The organism is Amycolatopsis roodepoortensis (assembly GCF_014873915.1).
Lineage (GTDB): Bacteria > Actinomycetota > Actinomycetes > Mycobacteriales > Pseudonocardiaceae > Amycolatopsis > Amycolatopsis roodepoortensis.
On the sequence record NZ_JADBEJ010000005.1, the window covers coordinates 1,144,609 to 1,163,433 of the forward strand.

26 protein-coding genes are annotated in these 18,825 nt (G+C 68.1%); 11 read left to right on the forward strand and 15 right to left on the reverse strand.

The annotated features are described in order from the left end of the window. Positions 1-17: 17 nt before the first annotated feature. From H4W30_RS24685 to H4W30_RS24710, 6 genes are all read right to left on the reverse strand, one after another. Complete coding sequence (locus tag H4W30_RS24685; RefSeq protein ID WP_192745041.1) at positions 18-1,274, reverse strand: MFS transporter; 1,257 nt, start codon at positions 1,272-1,274, stop codon at positions 18-20. Positions 1,275-1,280: 6 nt separating this feature from the next. Further along, the gene (locus tag H4W30_RS24690; protein ID WP_192745042.1) at positions 1,281-2,900 is read right to left on the reverse strand and encodes a class I tRNA ligase family protein; all 1,620 of its coding nucleotides are present in this window, start codon (positions 2,898-2,900) and stop codon (positions 1,281-1,283) included. A 2-nt stretch (positions 2,901-2,902) separates the two neighbouring features. After that, complete coding sequence (locus H4W30_RS24695) at positions 2,903-3,268, reverse strand: cupin domain-containing protein (protein ID WP_192745043.1); 366 nt, start codon at positions 3,266-3,268, stop codon at positions 2,903-2,905. 23 nt (positions 3,269-3,291) lie between these two features. Beyond that, positions 3,292-4,605, reverse strand: coding sequence for a lysine N(6)-hydroxylase/L-ornithine N(5)-oxygenase family protein (locus tag H4W30_RS24700; protein WP_192745044.1), 1,314 nt, complete (start codon positions 4,603-4,605; stop codon positions 3,292-3,294). 59 nt (positions 4,606-4,664) lie between these two features. Next, entirely contained in the window at positions 4,665-5,921 is a 1,257-nt protein-coding gene (locus H4W30_RS24705) for an ATP-grasp domain-containing protein (protein WP_192745045.1), read from the reverse strand. A 104-nt stretch (positions 5,922-6,025) separates the two neighbouring features. After that, positions 6,026-6,511: a winged helix-turn-helix transcriptional regulator gene (locus H4W30_RS24710; protein WP_192745046.1), complete on the reverse strand. Its 486-nt coding sequence runs from the start codon at positions 6,509-6,511 to the stop codon at positions 6,026-6,028. Positions 6,512-6,604: 93 nt separating this feature from the next. Here H4W30_RS24710 and H4W30_RS24715 point away from each other — a divergent pair, with 93 nt between their 5' ends. After that, complete coding sequence (locus H4W30_RS24715) at positions 6,605-7,153, forward strand: dihydrofolate reductase family protein (RefSeq protein ID WP_192745047.1); 549 nt, start codon at positions 6,605-6,607, stop codon at positions 7,151-7,153. Here the strand turns inward: H4W30_RS24715 and H4W30_RS24720 are convergent. Together H4W30_RS24720 and H4W30_RS24725 are read right to left on the reverse strand one after the other, a co-directional pair. Further along, entirely contained in the window at positions 7,150-7,503 is a 354-nt protein-coding gene (locus tag H4W30_RS24720; protein ID WP_225949857.1) for a hypothetical protein, read from the reverse strand. The two genes, H4W30_RS24715 and H4W30_RS24720, sit on opposite strands and share 4 nt — an antisense overlap. 144 nt (positions 7,504-7,647) lie before the next feature. Beyond that, positions 7,648-8,055 carry a VOC family protein gene (locus H4W30_RS24725; RefSeq protein ID WP_192745048.1) on the reverse strand — a complete coding sequence of 136 codons (408 nt, stop codon included), beginning with the start codon at positions 8,053-8,055 and terminating at the stop codon, positions 7,648-7,650. 160 nt (positions 8,056-8,215) lie between these two features. Between H4W30_RS24725 and H4W30_RS24730 the strand changes: the two genes are divergently transcribed. Further along, on the forward strand, positions 8,216-8,806 hold the full coding sequence (locus tag H4W30_RS24730; protein WP_192745049.1) for a GNAT family N-acetyltransferase: 591 nt from the start codon (positions 8,216-8,218) through the stop codon (positions 8,804-8,806). A gap of 91 nt (positions 8,807-8,897) precedes the next feature. Here H4W30_RS24730 and H4W30_RS24735 read toward each other — a convergent pair whose 3' ends face one another. Further along, positions 8,898-10,055, reverse strand: coding sequence for an IS30 family transposase (locus H4W30_RS24735; RefSeq protein ID WP_404799861.1), 1,158 nt, complete (start codon positions 10,053-10,055; stop codon positions 8,898-8,900). A 363-nt stretch (positions 10,056-10,418) separates the two neighbouring features. Between H4W30_RS24735 and H4W30_RS24740 the strand changes: the two genes are divergently transcribed. Continuing rightward, positions 10,419-10,898: a DUF2975 domain-containing protein gene (locus H4W30_RS24740; RefSeq protein WP_192745050.1), complete on the forward strand. Its 480-nt coding sequence runs from the start codon at positions 10,419-10,421 to the stop codon at positions 10,896-10,898. Beyond that, positions 10,898-11,104: a helix-turn-helix domain-containing protein gene (locus H4W30_RS24745; protein WP_034319648.1), complete on the forward strand. Its 207-nt coding sequence runs from the start codon at positions 10,898-10,900 to the stop codon at positions 11,102-11,104. Before H4W30_RS24740 ends, H4W30_RS24745 begins: the two co-directional genes overlap by 1 nt. Here the strand turns inward: H4W30_RS24745 and H4W30_RS24750 are convergent. Continuing rightward, positions 11,101-12,420 carry a cytochrome P450 gene (locus H4W30_RS24750; RefSeq protein ID WP_192745051.1) on the reverse strand — a complete coding sequence of 440 codons (1,320 nt, stop codon included), beginning with the start codon at positions 12,418-12,420 and terminating at the stop codon, positions 11,101-11,103. The two genes, H4W30_RS24745 and H4W30_RS24750, sit on opposite strands and share 4 nt — an antisense overlap. A 71-nt stretch (positions 12,421-12,491) precedes the next feature. On the opposite strand from H4W30_RS24750, the gene H4W30_RS24755 reads away from it, so the two are divergent. Further along, complete coding sequence (locus H4W30_RS24755; protein ID WP_192745052.1) at positions 12,492-13,112, forward strand: UdgX family uracil-DNA binding protein; 621 nt, start codon at positions 12,492-12,494, stop codon at positions 13,110-13,112. 1 nt (position 13,113) lies between these two features. Here H4W30_RS24755 and H4W30_RS24760 read toward each other — a convergent pair whose 3' ends face one another. Beyond that, positions 13,114-13,305, reverse strand: a complete 192-nt coding sequence (locus tag H4W30_RS24760) for a hypothetical protein (RefSeq protein WP_192745053.1) — start codon at positions 13,303-13,305, stop codon at positions 13,114-13,116. A 115-nt stretch (positions 13,306-13,420) separates the two neighbouring features. Continuing rightward, positions 13,421-14,383, reverse strand: coding sequence for a TIGR03557 family F420-dependent LLM class oxidoreductase (locus H4W30_RS24765; RefSeq protein WP_192745054.1), 963 nt, complete (start codon positions 14,381-14,383; stop codon positions 13,421-13,423). Positions 14,384-14,493: 110 nt separating this feature from the next. On the opposite strand from H4W30_RS24765, the gene H4W30_RS24770 reads away from it, so the two are divergent. The 3 genes from H4W30_RS24770 to H4W30_RS24780 all read left to right on the forward strand — a co-directional run bounded on the left by H4W30_RS24770 (position 14,494) and on the right by H4W30_RS24780 (position 16,128). Then, the gene (locus H4W30_RS24770) at positions 14,494-14,826 is read left to right on the forward strand and encodes a plasmid stabilization protein (protein WP_126730776.1); all 333 of its coding nucleotides are present in this window, start codon (positions 14,494-14,496) and stop codon (positions 14,824-14,826) included. 199 nt (positions 14,827-15,025) lie between these two features. After that, the gene (locus H4W30_RS24775; protein WP_225949858.1) at positions 15,026-15,343 is read left to right on the forward strand and encodes an ATP-binding protein; all 318 of its coding nucleotides are present in this window, start codon (positions 15,026-15,028) and stop codon (positions 15,341-15,343) included. After that, the gene (locus H4W30_RS24780; protein WP_192745056.1) at positions 15,340-16,128 is read left to right on the forward strand and encodes a SigB/SigF/SigG family RNA polymerase sigma factor; all 789 of its coding nucleotides are present in this window, start codon (positions 15,340-15,342) and stop codon (positions 16,126-16,128) included. The genes H4W30_RS24775 and H4W30_RS24780 overlap by 4 nt, the downstream gene beginning before the upstream one ends. Before the next feature lie 199 nt (positions 16,129-16,327). On the opposite strand, the gene H4W30_RS24785 is transcribed toward H4W30_RS24780, so the two are convergent. The 3 genes from H4W30_RS24785 to H4W30_RS24795 all read right to left on the reverse strand — a co-directional run bounded on the left by H4W30_RS24785 (position 16,328) and on the right by H4W30_RS24795 (position 17,707). After that, positions 16,328-16,657 carry a DUF3140 domain-containing protein gene (locus H4W30_RS24785; protein WP_192745057.1) on the reverse strand — a complete coding sequence of 110 codons (330 nt, stop codon included), beginning with the start codon at positions 16,655-16,657 and terminating at the stop codon, positions 16,328-16,330. A 29-nt stretch (positions 16,658-16,686) separates the two neighbouring features. Then, positions 16,687-17,148, reverse strand: a complete 462-nt coding sequence (locus H4W30_RS24790) for a hypothetical protein (RefSeq protein ID WP_126730769.1) — start codon at positions 17,146-17,148, stop codon at positions 16,687-16,689. 97 nt (positions 17,149-17,245) lie between these two features. Beyond that, a complete protein-coding gene (locus tag H4W30_RS24795; protein WP_126730767.1) occupies positions 17,246-17,707 on the reverse strand; it encodes an SRPBCC family protein in 462 nt (153 codons plus the stop codon). A gap of 137 nt (positions 17,708-17,844) precedes the next feature. On the opposite strand from H4W30_RS24795, the gene H4W30_RS24800 reads away from it, so the two are divergent. From H4W30_RS24800 to H4W30_RS24810, 3 genes are read left to right on the forward strand one after another with little or no spacing between them, the layout of a single operon-like run. Continuing rightward, positions 17,845-18,258 (forward strand): phage holin family protein, encoded by a 414-nt coding sequence (locus tag H4W30_RS24800; RefSeq protein WP_192745058.1) that lies wholly within the window; start codon positions 17,845-17,847, stop codon positions 18,256-18,258. Next, positions 18,255-18,560, forward strand: a complete 306-nt coding sequence (locus tag H4W30_RS24805; protein WP_192745059.1) for a DUF3618 domain-containing protein — start codon at positions 18,255-18,257, stop codon at positions 18,558-18,560. Before H4W30_RS24800 ends, H4W30_RS24805 begins: the two co-directional genes overlap by 4 nt. Further along, positions 18,557-18,823 (forward strand): DUF4235 domain-containing protein, encoded by a 267-nt coding sequence (locus H4W30_RS24810; protein ID WP_192745060.1) that lies wholly within the window; start codon positions 18,557-18,559, stop codon positions 18,821-18,823. Before H4W30_RS24805 ends, H4W30_RS24810 begins: the two co-directional genes overlap by 4 nt. Positions 18,824-18,825: the final 2 nt, after the last annotated feature.

Sequence of the window (18,825 nt, forward strand, 5' to 3'; positions counted from 1 at the left end):
CCGCATGTCGGCCGCGCTCAGGCGGCGGTCGCCTCGAGAACCTCCGCCGGCCGCTTCTCCTGCGCCGACAGCGGTTTCGCCAAGCTGAAGTAGGTGCCGATCACGATCGCGCCCTGCAGGATCGCCAGCCCCCAGAAGGCGTAGGGCACCGTCGTCGCGTCCGCCAGCGAGGACAACGCGACCGTCGCGCCGACGCCGAGCCCGAGACCGAGGGCCTGGGTGCCACCGAAGATCCGGCCGACGCGTTCCTCCGGACTGGCCCGCATCAGCAGCGTGCGGGCCGCGATCCGGCCCTGCGCGAAGCAGAACCCGGCGAACGGGATCGCCGCCATCAAGGCGATGTAGTGCAGGGGCTGGATCGCGAGGCAGATCAGGTTCCCGAGCGTGCCGAGCACGGCCAGATGGATGCCCTTGAACCGCTTGCTGACCTTGCCGTACGCGGCGGCCCCGACGATGAACCCGACACCGGCCAGCGCGTCGACCACGCCGATCATCCACGCGCCCTGGTTGAAGGTCTGCAGGATCAGCGTCGTCAGGATGACGTTGGCGACCATCAGGCCGATGTTGCCGTTGGCGTACAGCAGCGCGAGCCGCTTGATCGGCTGCCGCACGGGGACCTCGACCGGCGCCGACGGGTCGGTGGCCGTGATCTCCTCGACCACCGGGGCCTTGGCGGGTTTGCGGCCGATCGCGTAGACCAGCACGGCCGAGAGGACGAAGCTCAGCGAGTTGAACACGAACAGCGGCGTGGCGCCGAACCAGATCACCAGGAAGCCCGCGAGCGAAGACGCCAGCAGCATCCCGGAGTTGCTCGCCATCTCGAAGTGGGAGTTGAACTTCCCGAGCCGCTCGTCGCGGATCCGTTCCTTGATCAGGCCGTTGCTGGCGGGCATGAACAGCGCCGCGGTGCACGCGAGCATGAAGTTCGCTATGTAGGAACCGAGGTTCGCCGGCCCGCCGATCCACAGCCACACCGGCAGCGCGAACGCGGTCATCGCGCTCACGAGGTCGGCCGCCACGCACAGCATCCGGCGATCGACCTTGTCGACCAGCTTCCCGAACATGACCGCGAGCGCGACCTGCGGGATGGACACCGCGATGAACAGCCAGCCGACCGCCAGGGTGGTCTGCTCGGCGTGGAAGACCAGGATCGCGGCGGCGGTGATCTGGAACGCGTTGCCCGCCGTGGTGATGAAGCCCGCCGGGACCAGCAGGCGCTCGGCGAGCCGGGAACTCCGGGCCGCGTCGGCGGAAAGGGTGCTGTCGAGTGACATGGGGTCTCAGACCTCGCTCGTCGGGGGGAATTCCAGTGATGGCACGGGGAAAGCCGTGGTGTGCGTGACGTCGAAGGCCGCCGCGGTGATCCGGAGTTCGAAGCCACCGGCATCGGCGGCCCGCTCGGCGAGGTCGATCAGGATCGGCGACGCACAGCCGATCAACGCCCGCAGTTCGAGGAAGAGGTCACCGAGCCGCGCGCGAAGCATCTCCTGGTCGAGGTTGCCCTTCAGCGTGCGTTCCGTCGCCGCGCGCAGGCGTTCGACGTGCTGCACGATCAGATCGGCGGCACGGCTGAGGCTGAAGTCTTCGAGCTCGTAGTTCAAGGCGAACCGGGAGACCATCGCCGCGGCGCGTTCCGTGGCTTCGGTCGACACCGGGAGCGAGCCGTTCTCGCCACCGACCTCGGCGGTGAGTTTCGCCAGTGTTTCGGCGAGTTCGTTCCAGGGCGCGACCAGCCGCTCCCCCGCGACCTTCTCCAGCGCGGCACGGGAGAAGTTGGTCCGCGCGAACTCCGGAGCGGTGAGGTTGAGGTGGAACCGCGCGATGTCGCGGGGCACCTCAGCCGCCAGGTCGCGGGCCCAGACCACGTGTCCCTTGCTGGTGGAGAACTTCTCGTTCTCCAGCTCGTAGAACTCGTTGACCAGCAAGGTGTCCGGGAGGACGTAGCGGCCTTCGAGGGCCATCAGCTCCGCGACGTGGACGACTCCCCAGGTGAACAGGGGGTCGAAACCCATGAACACCACGACCCGCGCGTCGTTCTCCGCGAGCCAGGCGTCGTCGTCGGCGACCTTCGGCTTCCCGTTGCGCCGCAACGCGTACTCGGTGCAGTACATCGAGGCGGGCATGCCCTCGACCCAGGCGTTGAGGCGCTGCCCCGGCGTCTGGAGGAACGGCGCCGGCAGGCCCCACTTCACCGGATACGTGATCGCGAAATCGGGCAACGGCCCGGCGAGCAGTTCCCGCATCAGCCCGAGCACATGCGGCCGCCAGGCGGGACCGCGTTCCTCGTAGTAGGCGAGGAGTTGCTCGCGGTACTCCGAAACCGGGAAGACCATGATCTCGGTTTCGCGGTAGGTCACCTCGTCGGCCGGATCGAGCACCGAGTACGGCTCGATGAGCGCGTCGAAGTCGATCGGATGCCCGCAGCCCTCGCAGAATCCGCCGCGGCTGTCGGCGAGGCACGTCGGGCAGCCGCCGCCGACGAAACCCTCGACCAGGAACTCGCCCTTGCTCTCGCTGTAGGGCAGCCGCACCTTGCGCAGGCGGAGCTTTCCCTTGTCGTAGAGGCGTTTGACGTAGTCGTAGACAAGCGCCTTGTAGCCGTCGTCGGTCGGCGAGAAGCCGTCGACCTCCACACCCATCGCCTTGAACGTGCGCTGGATGTTCTCCGTCGACTGCTCCACCAGTTCGGGCGGCGTCAGCCCGACCCTGGCGGCGCTGGTGACGAGGTAGGTCTGGCTGTCGTCGGTGCAGGAGGCGAACACGGCCTCGCGGCCCGCCGCGCGCAGGTACCGCCGGTGCACGTCGGCACCGAGGTACGGGCCGGCGATATGCCCGATGTGCAGATCCCCGTTGGACGTCGGCGGGCCGCCGATGATCACCACCGGTCGCTGGTCGGTCATGCTCACGCCTCCGCCTCGTGCCGGGCGGCGAACTTCACCGTCATGCCCGAGTCCCACCAGATCGCGTACATCTCGAAGTCCTCCGCACCGTCGTTGAGGATGCGGTGCTCGGTGCCGGGCTTGTGGAACTCGATGTCGCCGGGACGGAAGGCGCGGCGCTCTCCCCCGGACTCGACGACCGCCTCGCCGCTGACGGCGATGAAGATCTCGTACTCGTGGTGGGAATGCGCACCCGTCGCGCCGTGCGCCGGCACCGTGACCCAGGCGCCTTCGAACGGCGCGTTCAGCGCCGCCCACGGCAGCAGCCGCTGGCCGTAGGCGCCGTTCTCGAAGACCATCTTTTCCCGCTCGAGCGGACGGATCTCCATGACTTCCTCTTCCTTCTCGTAGGTCAGCGGGTGACGGCGATCGGGGCGGTTCCCGAAGTCGGCTGCGGTGGCACCGAAGGGTTCTCGCCGCGGTGGGCGAGGAGGTCCTGCAGGATGTCGTTGGCCCGCGGGGCGAGGACGCTCAGCAGCGAGTCCGCGATGCCGTGCGTGGCCTCGTTGACGCCCTGGAGGTAGACGGCCGCGGTGGCGGGCTGGTCGATCTCCAGCCGGTAGTCGCGGGTCACCTTGATCTCCGACAGGCCGATCGACTTCGCGATCTCCTGGACCATCCTCGGCATCTCCGGCGAGAAACCGGTGCCGAGCAACACGAGGTCGGTGCGCAGTTCCTGCGTCTCGCCGGTGCGCCGGTCGGTCAGCTCCAGCACGATCTCCTCGCCCTCGTCGCGGGCGTCGGTGATGTCGTTCATCGTGATCATCTTGAGCCGGGAACGGCCGGACAGACGGTCCAGGTAGATCGAGCGGTAGAGCGCGTCCATCGTGCCCGGCGCCAGCCCGGAGTAGTTCGTGTGGTGCATCTCCTTGAGCATCTGCTCGCGCGCTTCCGGCCGGGAGCCGAAGAAGGTGTCCACATGGGACGGGAAGAACAGCTCGTTGTTGAACTTGCTGCTCTCGTAGTAGTTCAGCCCGATCGAACGCATCACCATCGTCGGCTTGCATTCGGGCAGATCGTGCTGCACCGAGCTGAACAGTTCCGCCGCGCTCTGTCCGGCGCCGATCACCGCGACGCGGTACGGAAGGTCCTTGCGCAGCTTCGCGATCCTCGGCAGGTACTGCGTGCTGTGGATGACGCGCTCCTGGTTCACCGTCCGGAGCTGATCCGGGATCCGCGCGTCGCGCCCGGCGCCGACCACCAGGTACCGGCTGCGGATGACCTCGCCGTCGGCGACGTGCGTGTCCCAGCCGGTCAGCGTGCCGTCCGTCCACACGGGAGTGACCTCGCGGCATTCCCGCCCACGCTGCAGATCCACCAGTGACAGCGAGTCGGCGGTCCACTTGAGATAGTCGGCGAGCTCCACCCGGTACGGGACGAAGCTGCCCATGTTCACGAACTCGTTGAGCCGGTTCGTGGCGTGCAGATAGTTCAGGAACGAGAAGCGGCTGCGCGGGTTGCGCAGGGTCACCAGGTCCTTGAGGAACGAGACCTGAGACAGCGCCTCCGGCAGGAGCATGCCCCGCTGCCAGGAGACCTCTTCGTCCCGTTCGAGCAGGACCGATTCGCGGGCCAGGCCGGGCGCGAGCTCTTCCAGTGCCACTGCGAGCGCCAGGTTGGACGGTCCTGCTCCGACTGCGAGCAGCTCGACATCACGGTTCGCCATTTGTTTGCTCCGCCATCGTTGAGAGTGCTGGGAAGGTGTGGTGCGGTGCCGGTGCGCGGTCAGGCGCCGGCGGCCACCGAGGGCAACAGGGGGTGCGCGGTCAGCCGGACCTGGGCCATGGCCTTGTCCAGCACCGCTTCGCAGTCATCGGGATCGGCGCCCGCGCAGATCACGTACGCGTGCCGCGAGATGAACTCCGCCGGCGGCAGCCGCAGGCGCCCGCCCGGCTCGACGAGCACGTCCGCGGCGAGGATCCCGTTGTTCCGCAAGGTATCCGGAACGGACACGGACTCGACGACACAGTCCTGTTTCGGGTAGCCGAACCGCACGCCGACCCACCGGGGTTCGGCCTCGTGCGGGATGTGCGGACGCATGCCGAGCGCGACGTCGACCGCGGCCGCGCCCGGGTCGACCCCGGTCGCGAATTTGGCGAGCAACGGGATCAGGTCGCCGCCGAGCCTGCCGTTGATCTCCACGATCACCGGACCGCGTCCGGTGAGCTTGAGCTCGGTGTGCGTGATGCCGTACCGGAAGTCGATCGCGCTGTGCGCCCGGGCCAGCGTCGAACGCAGGACCGGGTCGGCGAGCAGTTCGTCCGCGGAGCTGACCAGGTGGCCGAGTTCCTCGAAGTACGGATGCATGCCGACCGTCTTGTGCGCCACGAACATCGGTGTGTACTCGCCGTCCACGACGGCACCGTCCACGCTGATCTCGGGGCCGCTCAGGTATTCCTCGACCAGCGCCCCGCCCTTGTAGGCGGGAGAGCCGCCGAAACTGGCGTCCTCCGCGGTCCGGAACGCCTTCCGCACCGCCTCGGCGTCTTCCGCGAGGCTGACGCCGATACTGGCCCCGCCCCCGCGCGGCTTGACCACGACCGGATACCCGATCCGCTCGGCCACACGGACGGCCTGCTCGTCGTCGTGCACGAACCCGAAATCGGGCTGCGCGACGCCGGCCGCGGTCAGCGTCCGGCGGCTGAACCACTTGTCACGACAGCCTTCGATCGCGGAGATCCCGGCACCCGGCACCCCGAGTTCGTCCGCGACGTGTGCCGCCGCCACGATCAGCGCCTCGTCCCAGGACACCACACCGAGCACCGGCGTGGTCGCGTTCAGCGCCCGGGCCGCGGCCAGCACGGCGTCCTGGTCCTGTGTGTCCAGCACCGTCGCGCCGGTGATGTGGCGCTCCTGCCAGGTCGGTTCGGTCCCGTTGAACAACCACAAGGGATGCCGGCGCCCGGCCGACGCCAACAGGTACTCCCGGTACGGCCGCATCCCGCAGCCGATCACCAGGACAACACCCTCCGCTGAGCTCATTCCCTCTCCCCACCAGCCCGTCGCTCCGTCGCGGGCTACTACATCCCGGGGGCGGGTTGACCGGAACCCTTGATTCGGGAAGAACAATCAACGAGGGCGTGGCGTCAGAGGGCCGCTTCGTAGGCGGCGGCGAGGCGCTGCAGCACTCCGGGGCCGTCCTTCTCCGGTGCCGGCGCGCCGAGGTGGACGACCCGGAGTTCGGCCATGAACTCCGACCACAGTTCCGGCCCGCCCGCGGCGAGCAGTTCGGCCCGCACCCGCAGGCGCTCGGTCGTCGGACGATGCTCGAGACCCCAGGCCCCGAGGTGCGCGAACACCGGCACCAGCTGGATCGACGCCTCGGTCAGGCTGTACGCGGCCCGTTTGCCGGGCCCGGCGTCCTCGCGGGTCAGCAGACCGGCCTTGACCAGCCGCTTCAGCCGGTCGGCGAGGATGTTGGACGCGATCCCCTCTTCGGATCCGGCGAGCAGTTCCCGGAAATAGCGCCGGGTGCCGAACATGATGTCCCTCAGCACGAGCAGGCTCCAGCTGTCGCCGAACGCCTCGACCGCGGCGTTGATCGGGCAGCCGGAACGGGCGGGTTCCGCCATCCCTTCACCTCCACCAGAAGTGGTTGCAATCTACCATCGCCCACTTTATCGTGGGCTGACCGATTGCATATCGCAAGCACGAGGGAGGCCGGGATGCTCGAACCACAGACCGCGGACGGGAAAGTGCTGTGGCATTTCACGATGTCCCTCGACGGCTTCGTCGCGGGCCCTGGCCACGGCATGGACTGGATGACCGGGATCACCTCCCGGCCGGACCTGATCGACGAATACGCCACGACCACCGGCGCCGTCCTCGGCGGCCGCGACGGCTGGGACGCTTACCCCGACCCGAGCGGAATCTACGGCGGCGCCTGGAAAGGGCCGCTGTTCGTCCTGACCCACCACCCCGAAGACGCCACACCCACGGGCGGGGTGACGTTCCTGAACTGCGGCGCGGACGAAGCCGTCCGGATCGGGCTGGAAGCGGCGAACGGGAAGAACCTCGAGGTGTTCTCGCCGGACATCGGCCGCCAGCTGCTCGCGCTGGGGTTGATCGACGAGATCGACCTGCATATCGCGCCGGTCCTGCTCGGCGACGGCGTCCGGCTGTACGACAACCCTGGGGGCGCGCCGATCCACCTGCGCGGAGTCGGCAGGGAAGACCCTCGGGGCGTGCTCGACGTCCGCTTCCGGCCTCTCTAGTTCCGGTTCCCGTACGACTGCTCGCACGGATACCCGTCGCGATCGGCGTCCCAGCTCAACGGGCGCCCGGCGTTCACCCAGGCCTCGAACGCGTACGTGTACGTGAATCCCTCGGCCAAGAGGCGCTGGCACGACGTGCGGGAGGGCGCCCGCGTGACCGTCACCGGCGGCTCGACCACGACCACCGAGGTGGCGGGCGGCGCGACGACGGCGGTGGTCGTCGACGGCGGCGGCGGCGGCACGATCTCCCGCACCACCGTGACCGGTGTCCCGGCCGTCGTCGTCCCGCAAGCGCCCAGTACCGCGACGGCACTCGCCGTCATCAGCAGTGCCGTGACCATCCTGTTCATCTGCCCGCCTTCCGGTGAAACCGCCGAATCCTCACGGGAGGAGAACGGCGGTTTCACGGGCGACATAACGAGTTTCGCGCGATCGGAGCCGCAAGTCCCCGGAAGTCGGGAGCTTCGGCACGGGCCGGGCAGGGCCGGAAGACCCTAGGACAGAACGACGTTCACCATCCACGAGATGCCGAACCGGTCGATGCAGGCGCCGAATTCGTCGCCCCACATCTGCTTTTCGAAGGGAATCGAAACGGTGCCGTCGGCGGAGAGTTTCTCCCAGTAGCCGCGCAATTCCTCGCCGTCTTCGCCACTGAGGCTGATCGACACGTTGGTGCCCGGATTGTGCTCCATTCCCGGCGGCGTGTCCGAGGCCATGATCGTGTAGCCGCTCGGGGATTCGAGTTGGCTGTGCATGATCTGGTCCTCCGCCGGCGTGCCGGCCATACCGGACTCGCCGAACGTATTCAGCGTCAATTCTCCGCCGAACACCGACTTGTAGAACTCCATGGCCTGCCGGGCGTCGCCGGCGAAGCTGAGGTAGGGATTGAGACGGGAAGCCACTGGAACGCTCCTTCTGGTCGGGTCACGAGCATCCTGGCAGACGCCTCCCAGTGCGACAACGGCTCGACTACGGCCGGGTGAATTCCTTCACGGGACGAAAATTCAACGCCGTCCACCGAATGCGGTGAGCGATTTCCCGAATACCCCTTAGGGTCCCCGTATGCCCCCGTTCCGGATCCACCCCGCGACGGCCGACCGGTTCGGCGACGTCGCGACCATCCTCAATCCGAACGGGAACGACCGCGCCTGCTGGTGCCTCGCCTACCGCGCGAAACCCGCGGATTACAGCCGGCTGCGCGGCGACGAACGCGCCGAACACGTCCGCGGCCTCTGCGCGGCGGACCCCGCGCCCGGTGTCCTCGCCTACGACGGCACCACGCCGGTCGGCTGGTGCGGCGTCGGCCCGCGCGCCCAGCTGCATCGCCTGACGCGCTCCCGCACGATGCCGCCGATCGACGACATTCCGGTGTGGACGGTCATCTGTTTCGTCGTCCGGGCCGGCCATCGCCGTCAGGGGGTGGCGCACGCGCTGCTGGACGGCGCGGTCTCCTACGCCCGCTCGCACGGCGCGCCCGTCATCGAGGGCTATCCGGTCGATCCCGGGGAGGGACGGATGAACTCCTCCGCGGCGCACGTCGGGACCATCGGGCTGTTCGCCGCCGCGGGCTTCGCACTCGTGGAAGAGACCAAGGCGCGCTCGGACCGGAAGCCGCGCTGGCTGATGCGGCTCGATCTGCGCTCTGGCTCTTGAGCCCCCTCGGCCATGTCGCGAAAGCCACTTTCGGGACGTCTGGTGTCCCGAAAGTGGGGCGGATTCATGCGGTGGTCGCAACGTGCTCTGTTTAGGACAGTAGCGTGGTGAGTTTTTCGAGTGGGGTGTGCCAGTCCAGTGTTTTGCGGGGGCGGCTGTTGAGTCGTGCGGCGACTGCGGTGAGGTGTTCTGCGGTGTGCTGGTGCAGGTTGGTCCCTTTGGGGAAGTACTGGCGAAGCAGGCCGTTGGTGTTCTCGTTCGTCCCGCGTTGCCATGGGGAGTGCGGGTCGCAGAAGTAGATGGCCAGGTCGGTGGCGAGGGTGATGTCGGCGTGACGGGCCATCTCGTTGCCCCGGTCCCAGGTCAGTGACCGCCGCAACTGGTGCGGGAGGGTCTGGATCGCGTCGATCATCGCGTCCCGGACCTGGATCGCGTCGTGGCCGTGGGGCAGGTGCAGCAGTATGACGAACCGAGTGGAGCGTTCCACGAGGGTGCCGATCGCGGACTTGTTACCGGCACCGGTGATCAGGTCGCCTTCCCAATGCCCCGGGACTGCCCGGTCCTCGGCTTCGGCCGGCCGTTCGCTGATCTCGACGAGATCAGGGATCCGCGACCGTCGTGCCTGTGCTTGCTTGCGCGGGCGGCGCAGTGCCCGTCCTGTCCGCAAACACGCGGTGAGCTCGCGGCGCAGCGCTCCCCGGCTCTGCACATACAAGGACTGGTAGATCGTCTCGTGTGACACTCGCATCTCCGGCCGGTCGGGGAACTCCATCGCCAGCCTGGCTGTGATCTGCCCCGGAGACCACTCCTGCAGCAACCGCGCCTGCACATGATCCCGCAACTCGCGATTACCGGCCTCGGCCAGCTTCGCGGTCTTCGGCCGCCGGGCCCGATCCCGCGCCGCCGACTCCGCCCGATGCGCTCGATACCCGCCCCGGCCACCATTGTTCGTCACCTCCCGGCTGATCGTCGACGGGGCCCTGCCCAGCTGCCGAGCGATCTCCCGATACGACAGACCCCCGGACAGACCACGAGAAATCTCCTCCCGCTCAGCCACACTCAGATAGCGCTCACCCAACGAGCCAGGTGCGTTCCCGATCACCCCGCCAGCCTGCGCGAACCACCGCCGCCCGGTCTCGTGCGACACATCCACCAAACGGGCGGCAGGCTTAGGCAGACACCCCGCCCGCACCGCATCCCAGAACCGCACCCGCACCACACGCGGCAACACCAACCCACCAGCCACCACAACTCCCAGCTCACGAAGGATGTTGCAACGACCCCATGAATCCGCCTGGCTTTCGCGACATCCTCTGGCGCACCGGGACGCGCCGGCACGCACTTGACCTCCGCGCGGGGTGAGCCGAGGTTGCGAAAGCCACTTTCGCAACGTTGAAGGTTGCGAAAGTGGCTTTCGCGACCTCCCGTGGCGCACCCGGACACACGCGACCTCCGCGCGGGCTCGGCGGCAGGGTTGCGAAAGTGGCTTCGACACCCCCGAAGGACCCCATCCCCACGCCAGACGCAGCGAAGGACGCCTTCAGCCCATCTCCACATCGAAACCCGATAACTACCGATTGACTTTCGATAGATAACGCGCGAAACTCGATGTATGATCACAGGGCAACGGGCGGTCGCGCCTCTCCGAGTGTTCCTCGTGCTGCTGTTCGGGGTCCTCGTCCTCTTCCAGACCATGTCCCTGCCGGGGCAGTTCGCGCATATGGCCCGGCAGGACCCCGAGATGGCGTATCTGCGCTGGCCCGCGACGGCGGTCTCCATCTTCTGGGTGCTGTGCGTCCAGGTCGTGGTCGTCGCCACCTGGCAACTGCTGACGCTGGTCAAGAAGGACCGGATCTTCACCGAGGCGTCCCTGAGATGGGTCGACGCCATCGTGTGGGCGATCCTCGCCGGCTGGGTGGTGCTGGCGGGCGTGTTCCTCTACGTCGGCTTCAACGCCGAAGACCCGGGCCTGCCGCTGCTGTTGTTCCTGGGGTTGATCGGCGTCGCCGTGCTGGGCCTGCTCATGGTCGTGATGCGCACGTTGCTGCGGCAGGCCACCACCCTGCGCTCGGACATGGAACAGGTGATCTGATGCCGATCGTCGTCCGCATCGACGTCGAGCTGGCGAAGCGCAAGATGAGTGTCGGCGAATTCGCCGAACTCGTCGGGCTCACCCCGGCGAACGTGGCGGTGCTGAAGAACGGCCGCGCCAAGGCCGTCCGGTTCAGCACCCTCGAAGCGATGTGCCGGGTGCTCGAATGCCAGCCCGGTGACCTGCTCGAATGGGTCGAAGACTAGTCCGAGACCACCGAGAACTTCAGGTGGAAGTTGTCGAGCGTCGCGGGCAGCGGCCGCTCCGGGCCGAGGACGGCACCGGAGGCCAGCTCGAAGCGCCGGCCCCTGATCAACCGCGCCAGCATCGTGCTCGCGCAGAACAGCACGAGATCACGACCGGGGCAGATGGCCGGTCCGGCGCTGAACGGGACCAGCGCCGGGTTGGCCGCCGCGCTGCCGTCCAGCCAGATCCCGGGTTCGAACCGGTCGGCGTACGGCAGGGATTCGGGGTCGCGGTGGAAGAACGGCGTGAAGATCAGCACCGTGGTCCCCGCGGGTCCCCAGGCGGTCTCGGCCGTGCTCTCGCGCAGCAGCGCGGGCGTGGTCGGCCACAGCCGCACCGATTCGAGGGCACACGCGCGCAGATACGCGAATTGGCCGGGCGCGGTCGGGTCGGCGGCCGCGACCTCCTCGTCGGCACGTTCCCGCGCGTCCGGGTGGGTGGCCAGCAGCGCGAGCGCGCGGAAAGTGACGATCCCGGCGGCGTCGAACGCGAAGAGCCAGTGGGCGACCTGGTCGGCGACGACGTCGATCGACCGCTCCCCCGACGGGCCTGCCGACGCGATGGCTTCGGCGAGGCTCCCCGGCTCCGCCCGTTCCAGGTGGCCGATGAGCCGGGTGCGGAACTGATCGTGGAGCCGGTCGCGCCGGGGGTGCGCGTACGCCCAGTTCGCGTCCTTCCGCAGCCGGGCGAGCGCGTCGGTGAGGCCGTCGTCGCCCGCCGCGGACTCACCGAGGGTGACCCTCCGGACCATCCGCCACCAGGCCACGTTGAAGGTGTCCCAGTCCAGCGTGCCGCCGTCCCAGAGCGACGACGCCTCCTCGGCGATCGCCGCGGCGAAGGGTGCGGCGAGGTCGTGCAGCGGCTTCCCCGGTTCGAGGACGTCTTCGTTGAACCGGCGGCGCGGCGCGCGCTCCACCGCGTCGGAGATCAGCACGCCGTGCGGCTGGAAATGTCCCAGCGCCGCCCGCTTCTCCTTGGTCGACGGGCTGAACGGCACCGGCGCTGCGGCGAGCACCTCGCCGACGTCTTCCCCGGACAGCGCCAGGTCGATCGTGCGGCCGGGCACCCGCAGGCGCAGCGGGCCGGGACCGTACTGGGAGCGGAGCCGTCCCAGCAGTCGCACGGCGGTGCGGTCGAACTGGAGTTTCTGTGCCGCGGCCATGCCCAGCGGCCGCCGTTTGATCACCCCGCCGGCGAGGGTGGGCAGGACGACCCGCAGCGCGACACGCACGGTGTCCTGGACGGAAGCGGTGGCCGGTTCGGTCGAAATCGCCATACCGGAGGGCTACCCGACGCGGCGCGCGCGTAACCCGTTTGTCCCACGACCGGGCGGGGAATCCGGCCGCCATGGCGACCAAGGCACCCGGGGCGGACCCGCCGGAAACCGTGGATCTGGACAGGCTTCGTTCGGCGGCGTCCGGCTGCCGCGGCTGCGACCTCTACCGCGACGCCACCCAGACCGTCTTCGGCGAAGGCTCCCGCAAGGCGGAGATCATGGTGGTCGGCGAACAACCCGGCGATCAGGAGGACCGGCAGGGTGCCCCGTTCGTGGGGCCCGCCGGTCGGCTGCTCGACCGGGCCCTCGACGAAGCGGGCTTCGATCGCCGGAAGATCTATGTCACCAACGCGGTCAAACACTTCAAATTCAAACGGGACGAACGCGGAAAACGGCGCATCCACAAGACGCCGTCCAAGACGGAGATCGTCGCCTGCCGTCCGTGGCTGCACGCCGAACTCGCCGCGGTCCACCCGGAGCTGCTGATCTTCCTCGGCGCGACGGCGGCGAAGGCGCTCCTGGGCGACGACTTCCGCATCACCCGGAGCCGCGGCGAGCGGATCGACCTCGCCGAATTCGACACCACCGCCGTCGCCACCGTGCACCCGTCGGCGGTGCTGCGCGCGCCGGACCGCGACGAGGCCTATCGGGCCTTCGTCGCGGATCTCGTGACGGCGCGCGGCGACCGCTGAATCACGCCACTTCGGAGCTGCGGCCGCGGTCGTGCAGGCCCAGCATGTCCAACAGGGTCGCGCAGTCTTCGGGGCTCCTCGCCCGCGAAGCGACGGCGATGGCCGCCTTGCGCCGGATCGCCTCCTGCTCCGGTGTGTCCTGGCCTTCCGGCAGCAGGTCCGGTACTGGGTGAAGGCCGAGTTCGTTGCTCATCTGGTCCCCCTTGGGTGAAGGATGTGCCGCTTTGGTACCCACGTTCGCGGGTTTGAACACAGGTGCCCCCGACCGGGTGGGCGGAGACACAGCGTCCTTACTCCGTCCGTGTGAATCAGCTCCGCAGCGCCGGAAGGAGCGTGTCCTGGGCGAAGCGGAGGAAGCCTTCCTGCTGGTCGCCGCCGATCTGGATCAACGCCAGATCCGTGAATCCGGCCGCCTCGAATTCGCCCACCTTTTTCACGATCCGGTCGACGTCCGGCCCGCACGGGATCGCCTCGGCGACGTCCTCCGGTTTGACGAACTGGGTGGCCCCGGCGAAGCCCGCGGGACCCGGCAGTTCGGCGTTGACCTTCCAGCCGCCGGCGAACCAGCGGAACTGCTCGTGCGCGCGCCGGATCGCGGCGTCGCGATCCTCACCCCACGACACCGGCAACTGCGCGATCTTCCTGCTGGGCGGGCCGAGTTTGGTGGCGTCCCATTCCCGGCTCAGCGCCTCGTCCGGTTCCACCGCGATCATCGCGTCGGCGATCGGCGCGAACCGGGTCACCGACTGCGACCCGGACACCGCGACCGCGATCGGCACCCGCTGCTCCGGCAGGTCCCAGAGTTTCGCGGAGTCCACCCGGAAGTGGTCGCCCTTGTAGTTGAAGTAGCCGCCGTCGAACAGGCCGCCGATGATCTGGACCGCTTCGGCGAGCATCTCGTGCCGGACGTTCGCCGGCGGCCAGCCGCGGCCGACGACGTGCTCGTTGAGGTTCTCCCCCGCGCCGAGCCCCAGGGTGAACCGGCCGTCCGACAACGCCTGGACGGTCGCCGCCTTCTGCGCCACCACCGCCGGGTGGTACCGCATGATCGGGCACGTCACGAAGGTCATCAGTTCCACCCGTTCGGTGCTCTGGGTCACCGCTCCCAGCACGCTCCACGCGTACGGCGAATGCCCCTGCTCGTCCAGCCAGGGCGAAAAGTGGTCGCTCATGACCTCGAAGTCGAAACCCGCCTTCTCCGCCCCCGCGGCGTACTCCACCAGGTCTTTCGGCCCGGCCTGTTCGGTCATGAGGGTGTAGCCGATGCGCATGTGATCCTCCTTCGCGTCGACCCCCGCGTACCCGCCCGGTCCCGGGCTCAACCGGACGTTTATCCGGCGAATCGAACGGGGTACCTGACCGGGGAAAGGAAGGAGCCGCGATGCCGCAGCAGGCTTGGAGCGACAAACGAGAACGTCAGTACGAACACATCAAGGACTCGGCGAAGGAGCGGGGCGCGAGCACCGACCGCGCCGAGGAGATCGCGGCCCGCACGGTCAACAAGAACCGCGCGCAGGCCGGCGAGTCGCGCGAAGCGAGCCGCACGTCCCTCGAGGACATGTCCCCTCAGCGGCGGGGTGGCAAGCGGTCGGGGAATCGGCTGGGCCCGAACGGCCCGACCAAGGACCAGCTCTACAACGAAGCGAAACAACGCAACGTCGAGGGCAGGTCGAAGATGTCCAAAAAGGAGCTTCAGCGAGCCCTGGGCCGTTGATCACGCGTCACGCGGCGGAGCACCGTCGCGGTCACCCCACGGCCACGGACGGATGGGTTTCGTAATGGATGCACACGGACGGGGCGGCCTCACCCCCCAGACCCGGTCTCAGTCGGACGGTCTGTCCGACCGGGTCGAACTCCGCCTTCCCGCCGAAGCGGAGCAGATACCTCTCGTCCGCACGCTCACCCATGGTGTGGTGGCCCGTGCGGACTTCGGCTTGGACGCCATTTCAGACGCGAAGATGGCCGTCGACGAAGCCTGTTCCCAACTAGTCCAGCCCGCTGAACTGGGAGCCGTTCTTTGTTGTGTCTTTCACGAGATACCGGAAGGGATCGCCGTCTCGATCTCGACGCGGACGAACCGGCCTTTCCTGCCGAGCGAGACGACGTTCGGCTGGCACGTCCTGACGACGCTGACCCACTCGGTGCGGGCACGGTGCGAGCCGATTCCCGGCGAAACAGGGGGCACGACGACGATCGATCTCGTGTTGGCCCCGGGAACGAGCGACGGGTGAGTGGGGAGCGCAAGACTCTCACCCGGCAGGCGGACGACTACGCCCAGTGCGAACCGCTCTTCGAGGAGATGTCCTCCCTGCCGGAGGATTCGCGGGCCCGCCGGGAGCTGCGTGCCCGCCTAGTCACCGAACTCCTGCCGCTGGCCGAGCACATCGCCACCAGGTTCTCCGGACGGGGTGAGCCTCGCGAAGACCTGGTCCAGGTGGCGCGGATCGGCCTGATCAACGCGGTCGACCGATTCGATCCCGGCCGCGGGCACGACTTCCTCTCGTTCGCCGTGCCCACGATCATGGGCGAGGTCCGGCGGCATTTCCGGGACACCGGCTGGTCGGTCCGGGTACCGAGGCGGCTCAAGGAACTCCACGTCTCGCTCAGCCAGGGCACGGCCGCGCTGTCCCAGCGGCTCGGCCGCGCGCCGACGCCGACCGAGCTCGCCGAACACCTCGGGCTCGAAGTCAACGAGGTGCGGGAAGGACTGCTCGCCGGCCAGGCGTACCAGACGTTGTCGGTCGACAAACCGGTCCACGACAACGCCACCGAAGCCCTCTCGCTCGCCGACACGATCGGCGAGGAAGACCACGAGATGGCGTTGGTGGAGAACCACGAGGCGCTGCAACCGCTCCTGCGGGAGCTCCCGAAGCGGGAACGCGCGATCCTCGTGATGCGCTTCTTCGGGGGTTACACCCAGACGCAGATCGCGGAACGGATCGGCATCTCGCAGATGCACGTTTCGCGTCTCCTGTCGCAGACGCTGGACCAGCTGCGCGGAAAACTCTCGGAATAGCGGCAGGCCCCGAGGCGTAACTCGCGTGATCGAACGCGTAACTCGCGTGATTGAAGGCGTAACTCTCACATACCGCCTCAATCACGCGAGTTACGCCTGTAATCACGCGAGTTACGCGTTCGGACACAGGCCCAGAGGTACGTGAAGGGCCCCCTTCACCGCGTCCAGCGCGGTGAAGGGGGCCCTTCACGTACTTCGGTCACACGGGTTTCAGCGGATCGTGCCCCATCGACATCAGCTTGTGCCGCCAGTGCGCCTCGCCCGCGACCGGTTCGAGGTCGTCACGCCGCTCGTCCCCGACCCGCCGGACGACCGAGCGCATCACCCGTTCGTCCTCGGCGGTGAGGTCGGTCCTGCGCTTGCCGAGGATGCCCAGCACATGCCGTCCGGTCGGCGTACCCGCCTGGTCCGGCAGGGCTTCGTCCTCGTCGTCGGCCGACCGCGTGCGCAGCCAATCGGCCAGTTCCCGCGAGGTCATGTTGACCACGCGATGGAACTCGTCCCATAGTTCGTCATCGATCTCGTGCACGGCGAAACCTCCTGCCAGCACTCGATTTCTTACGGTGTCGTGTACGGCGCCCGCTGTTCGATGGACGGGCTCGCGGCCGGGTAACGACCGTCTTGCCCGGGCACCGGTGTCACCGTCGTGCCCTGTTGCTCGGGCTCGACACGCCTCGGGCGGTTGATGACCGCTTCGGCCTCCTGCTCACCACGGATCCGCGAGAGCACGCTGAGCGTGATCGCGTGGGCGACGGCCAGCACCAGAAGCAGGACACCCAGCCTGCCCACCACACCAGGAAGGTCGCTGCCCCCGATGTCGACGGTCGACAGCAGCGCCAGGACGCCCAGCGTCGCGAGATGGAACAGCACCGTGACGAGCCACGTCATGGAAGCGCCCGCGGCCGGATCGCCGTGGGAGCCCCGCAGGTAGCGCTTACCGCTCTGGTAGATGATCAGACCGTCGAGCATGACCAGTGCCACCCCGATGACGAGGAAGGCCACGTATGCGTTGGTAGTCATGCCGGAACGCTCCCTTCGTAATGGACCTCACCCCAAGGGATACCCGGGACCTCCCCCGGGAAAACGCCGTCTTCCAGGGGAGGTTCCGGGTCACCGGTCAGCTGCCGGGGCGGTCCACGTCACCGCGCCAGGCGCCGGACTCGTGGCCGCGGCTCTCGATGAACTCCTTGAAGCGCTTCATGTCGCCCTTGATCCGGCGGTCGAGCACGCCGAGCTTGTCGGCGACGTTCTCGGCGAAGCCTTCCGGATCGATCTCCATCTGCGCCGTGACACGGGTCTTGTTGTCGCTCAAGCGATGGAACGTGATGACGCCCGCGTGGTCGGGACCGGAGTCCGACGTCCACGCGACGCGCTCGTCGGGATGTTGTTCGGTGATCGTCGCGTCGAATTCCCGGCTCACCCCACCGAATTTGGTCACCCAGTGGGTGTGGGTCGCGTCGATCTGGCGGATCTCCTCGACACCTTCCATGAACTGCGGGAAGCTCTCGAACTGAGTCCACTGGTTGTACGCGGTCTTCACCGGGACTTCGACGTCCACCATTTCGGTGATCGTGCTCATGCATCCTCCTCTTCGGTTGGGTGCTTTTCGAGCCGGCACTCTCCGGCTACCCGGCGGTCAGCGGGGCGAAACACGCTGTGATTGACCGGCCGGGTCGCCGGGTACCCGGCGGGCAGAACGCTCCGAGGAGGTGCCCCATGATCGAAGAGACCCACCGGAAGCCGGCGGAAGAGAAGTCGGTCGGCGAACTGGTTTCCGATCTCAGCGACGAGGTCAAACACCTCGTCCGCGACGAGATGCGGCTGGCCGTGTTCGAGTTGCAGCGTAAAGGGAAGAAGATGGGCTTCGGTGCCGGATTGTTCGGCGCCGCCGGTGTTTTCGCGCTTTTCGGGCTGGCCACCCTGATCGCCGCGGTGGTGCTGGCGCTCGCGCTGGTGATGCCCGCCTGGCTGGCGGCCGTGGTGACGGGCGCGGCCCTGCTGCTGATCGCCGGCCTTTCGGCCGTCGTCGGCAAGAAGGAGGTCTCCAGCGCGACCCCGCCGGTGCCGGAAGAGGCCATCGAAGGTGTCCGTGAGGACGTCGACACCGTCAAGCAAGGAGTGCGGTCATGACCGATTTCCCCAAGAACGCCGAAGAGGCCCGCGCCGATCGCGACGTGACGCGGGAGGAACTCACCGAGACCCTCGACGCGCTGGGCAAGAAGATGGACGTCAAGGCGAGGGTCAACGACAACCTCGACGCCAAGGTCGACGAGGCGAGCGCCAAGATCTCCGAGAAGGTCTCCGAGCCCGCGGCGCAGAAGTTCCGTCAGGGCACCGAAGTCGTCCGCGCGAACCCCGTGCCGATCTTCGCCGGGCTCCTGGCGTTGTTCGTCACCATCCGGCTGATCATGCGAAAGAGGTCTTCATCGTGAACAAGGTTCTCTACAAGCCGCTCAGCATGGTCGTGAGCGCCGCGGGCGGCGTGCTCGCCGGCATCGCGTTCAAGCAGATCTGGAAACGCGTGAGCGGCGAAGAAGAGGCGCCGGACGCCACCGACCGGGACTTCACCTGGACCCAGGTGATCGTCGCGGCCGCCGCGCAGGGCGCGATCTTCGGCGCGGTGAAGGCCGCCACCGAACGGGCGGGCGCGGTCGGCTACCGCAAGGCGACCGGCGACTGGCCCACGGAGGACTGACC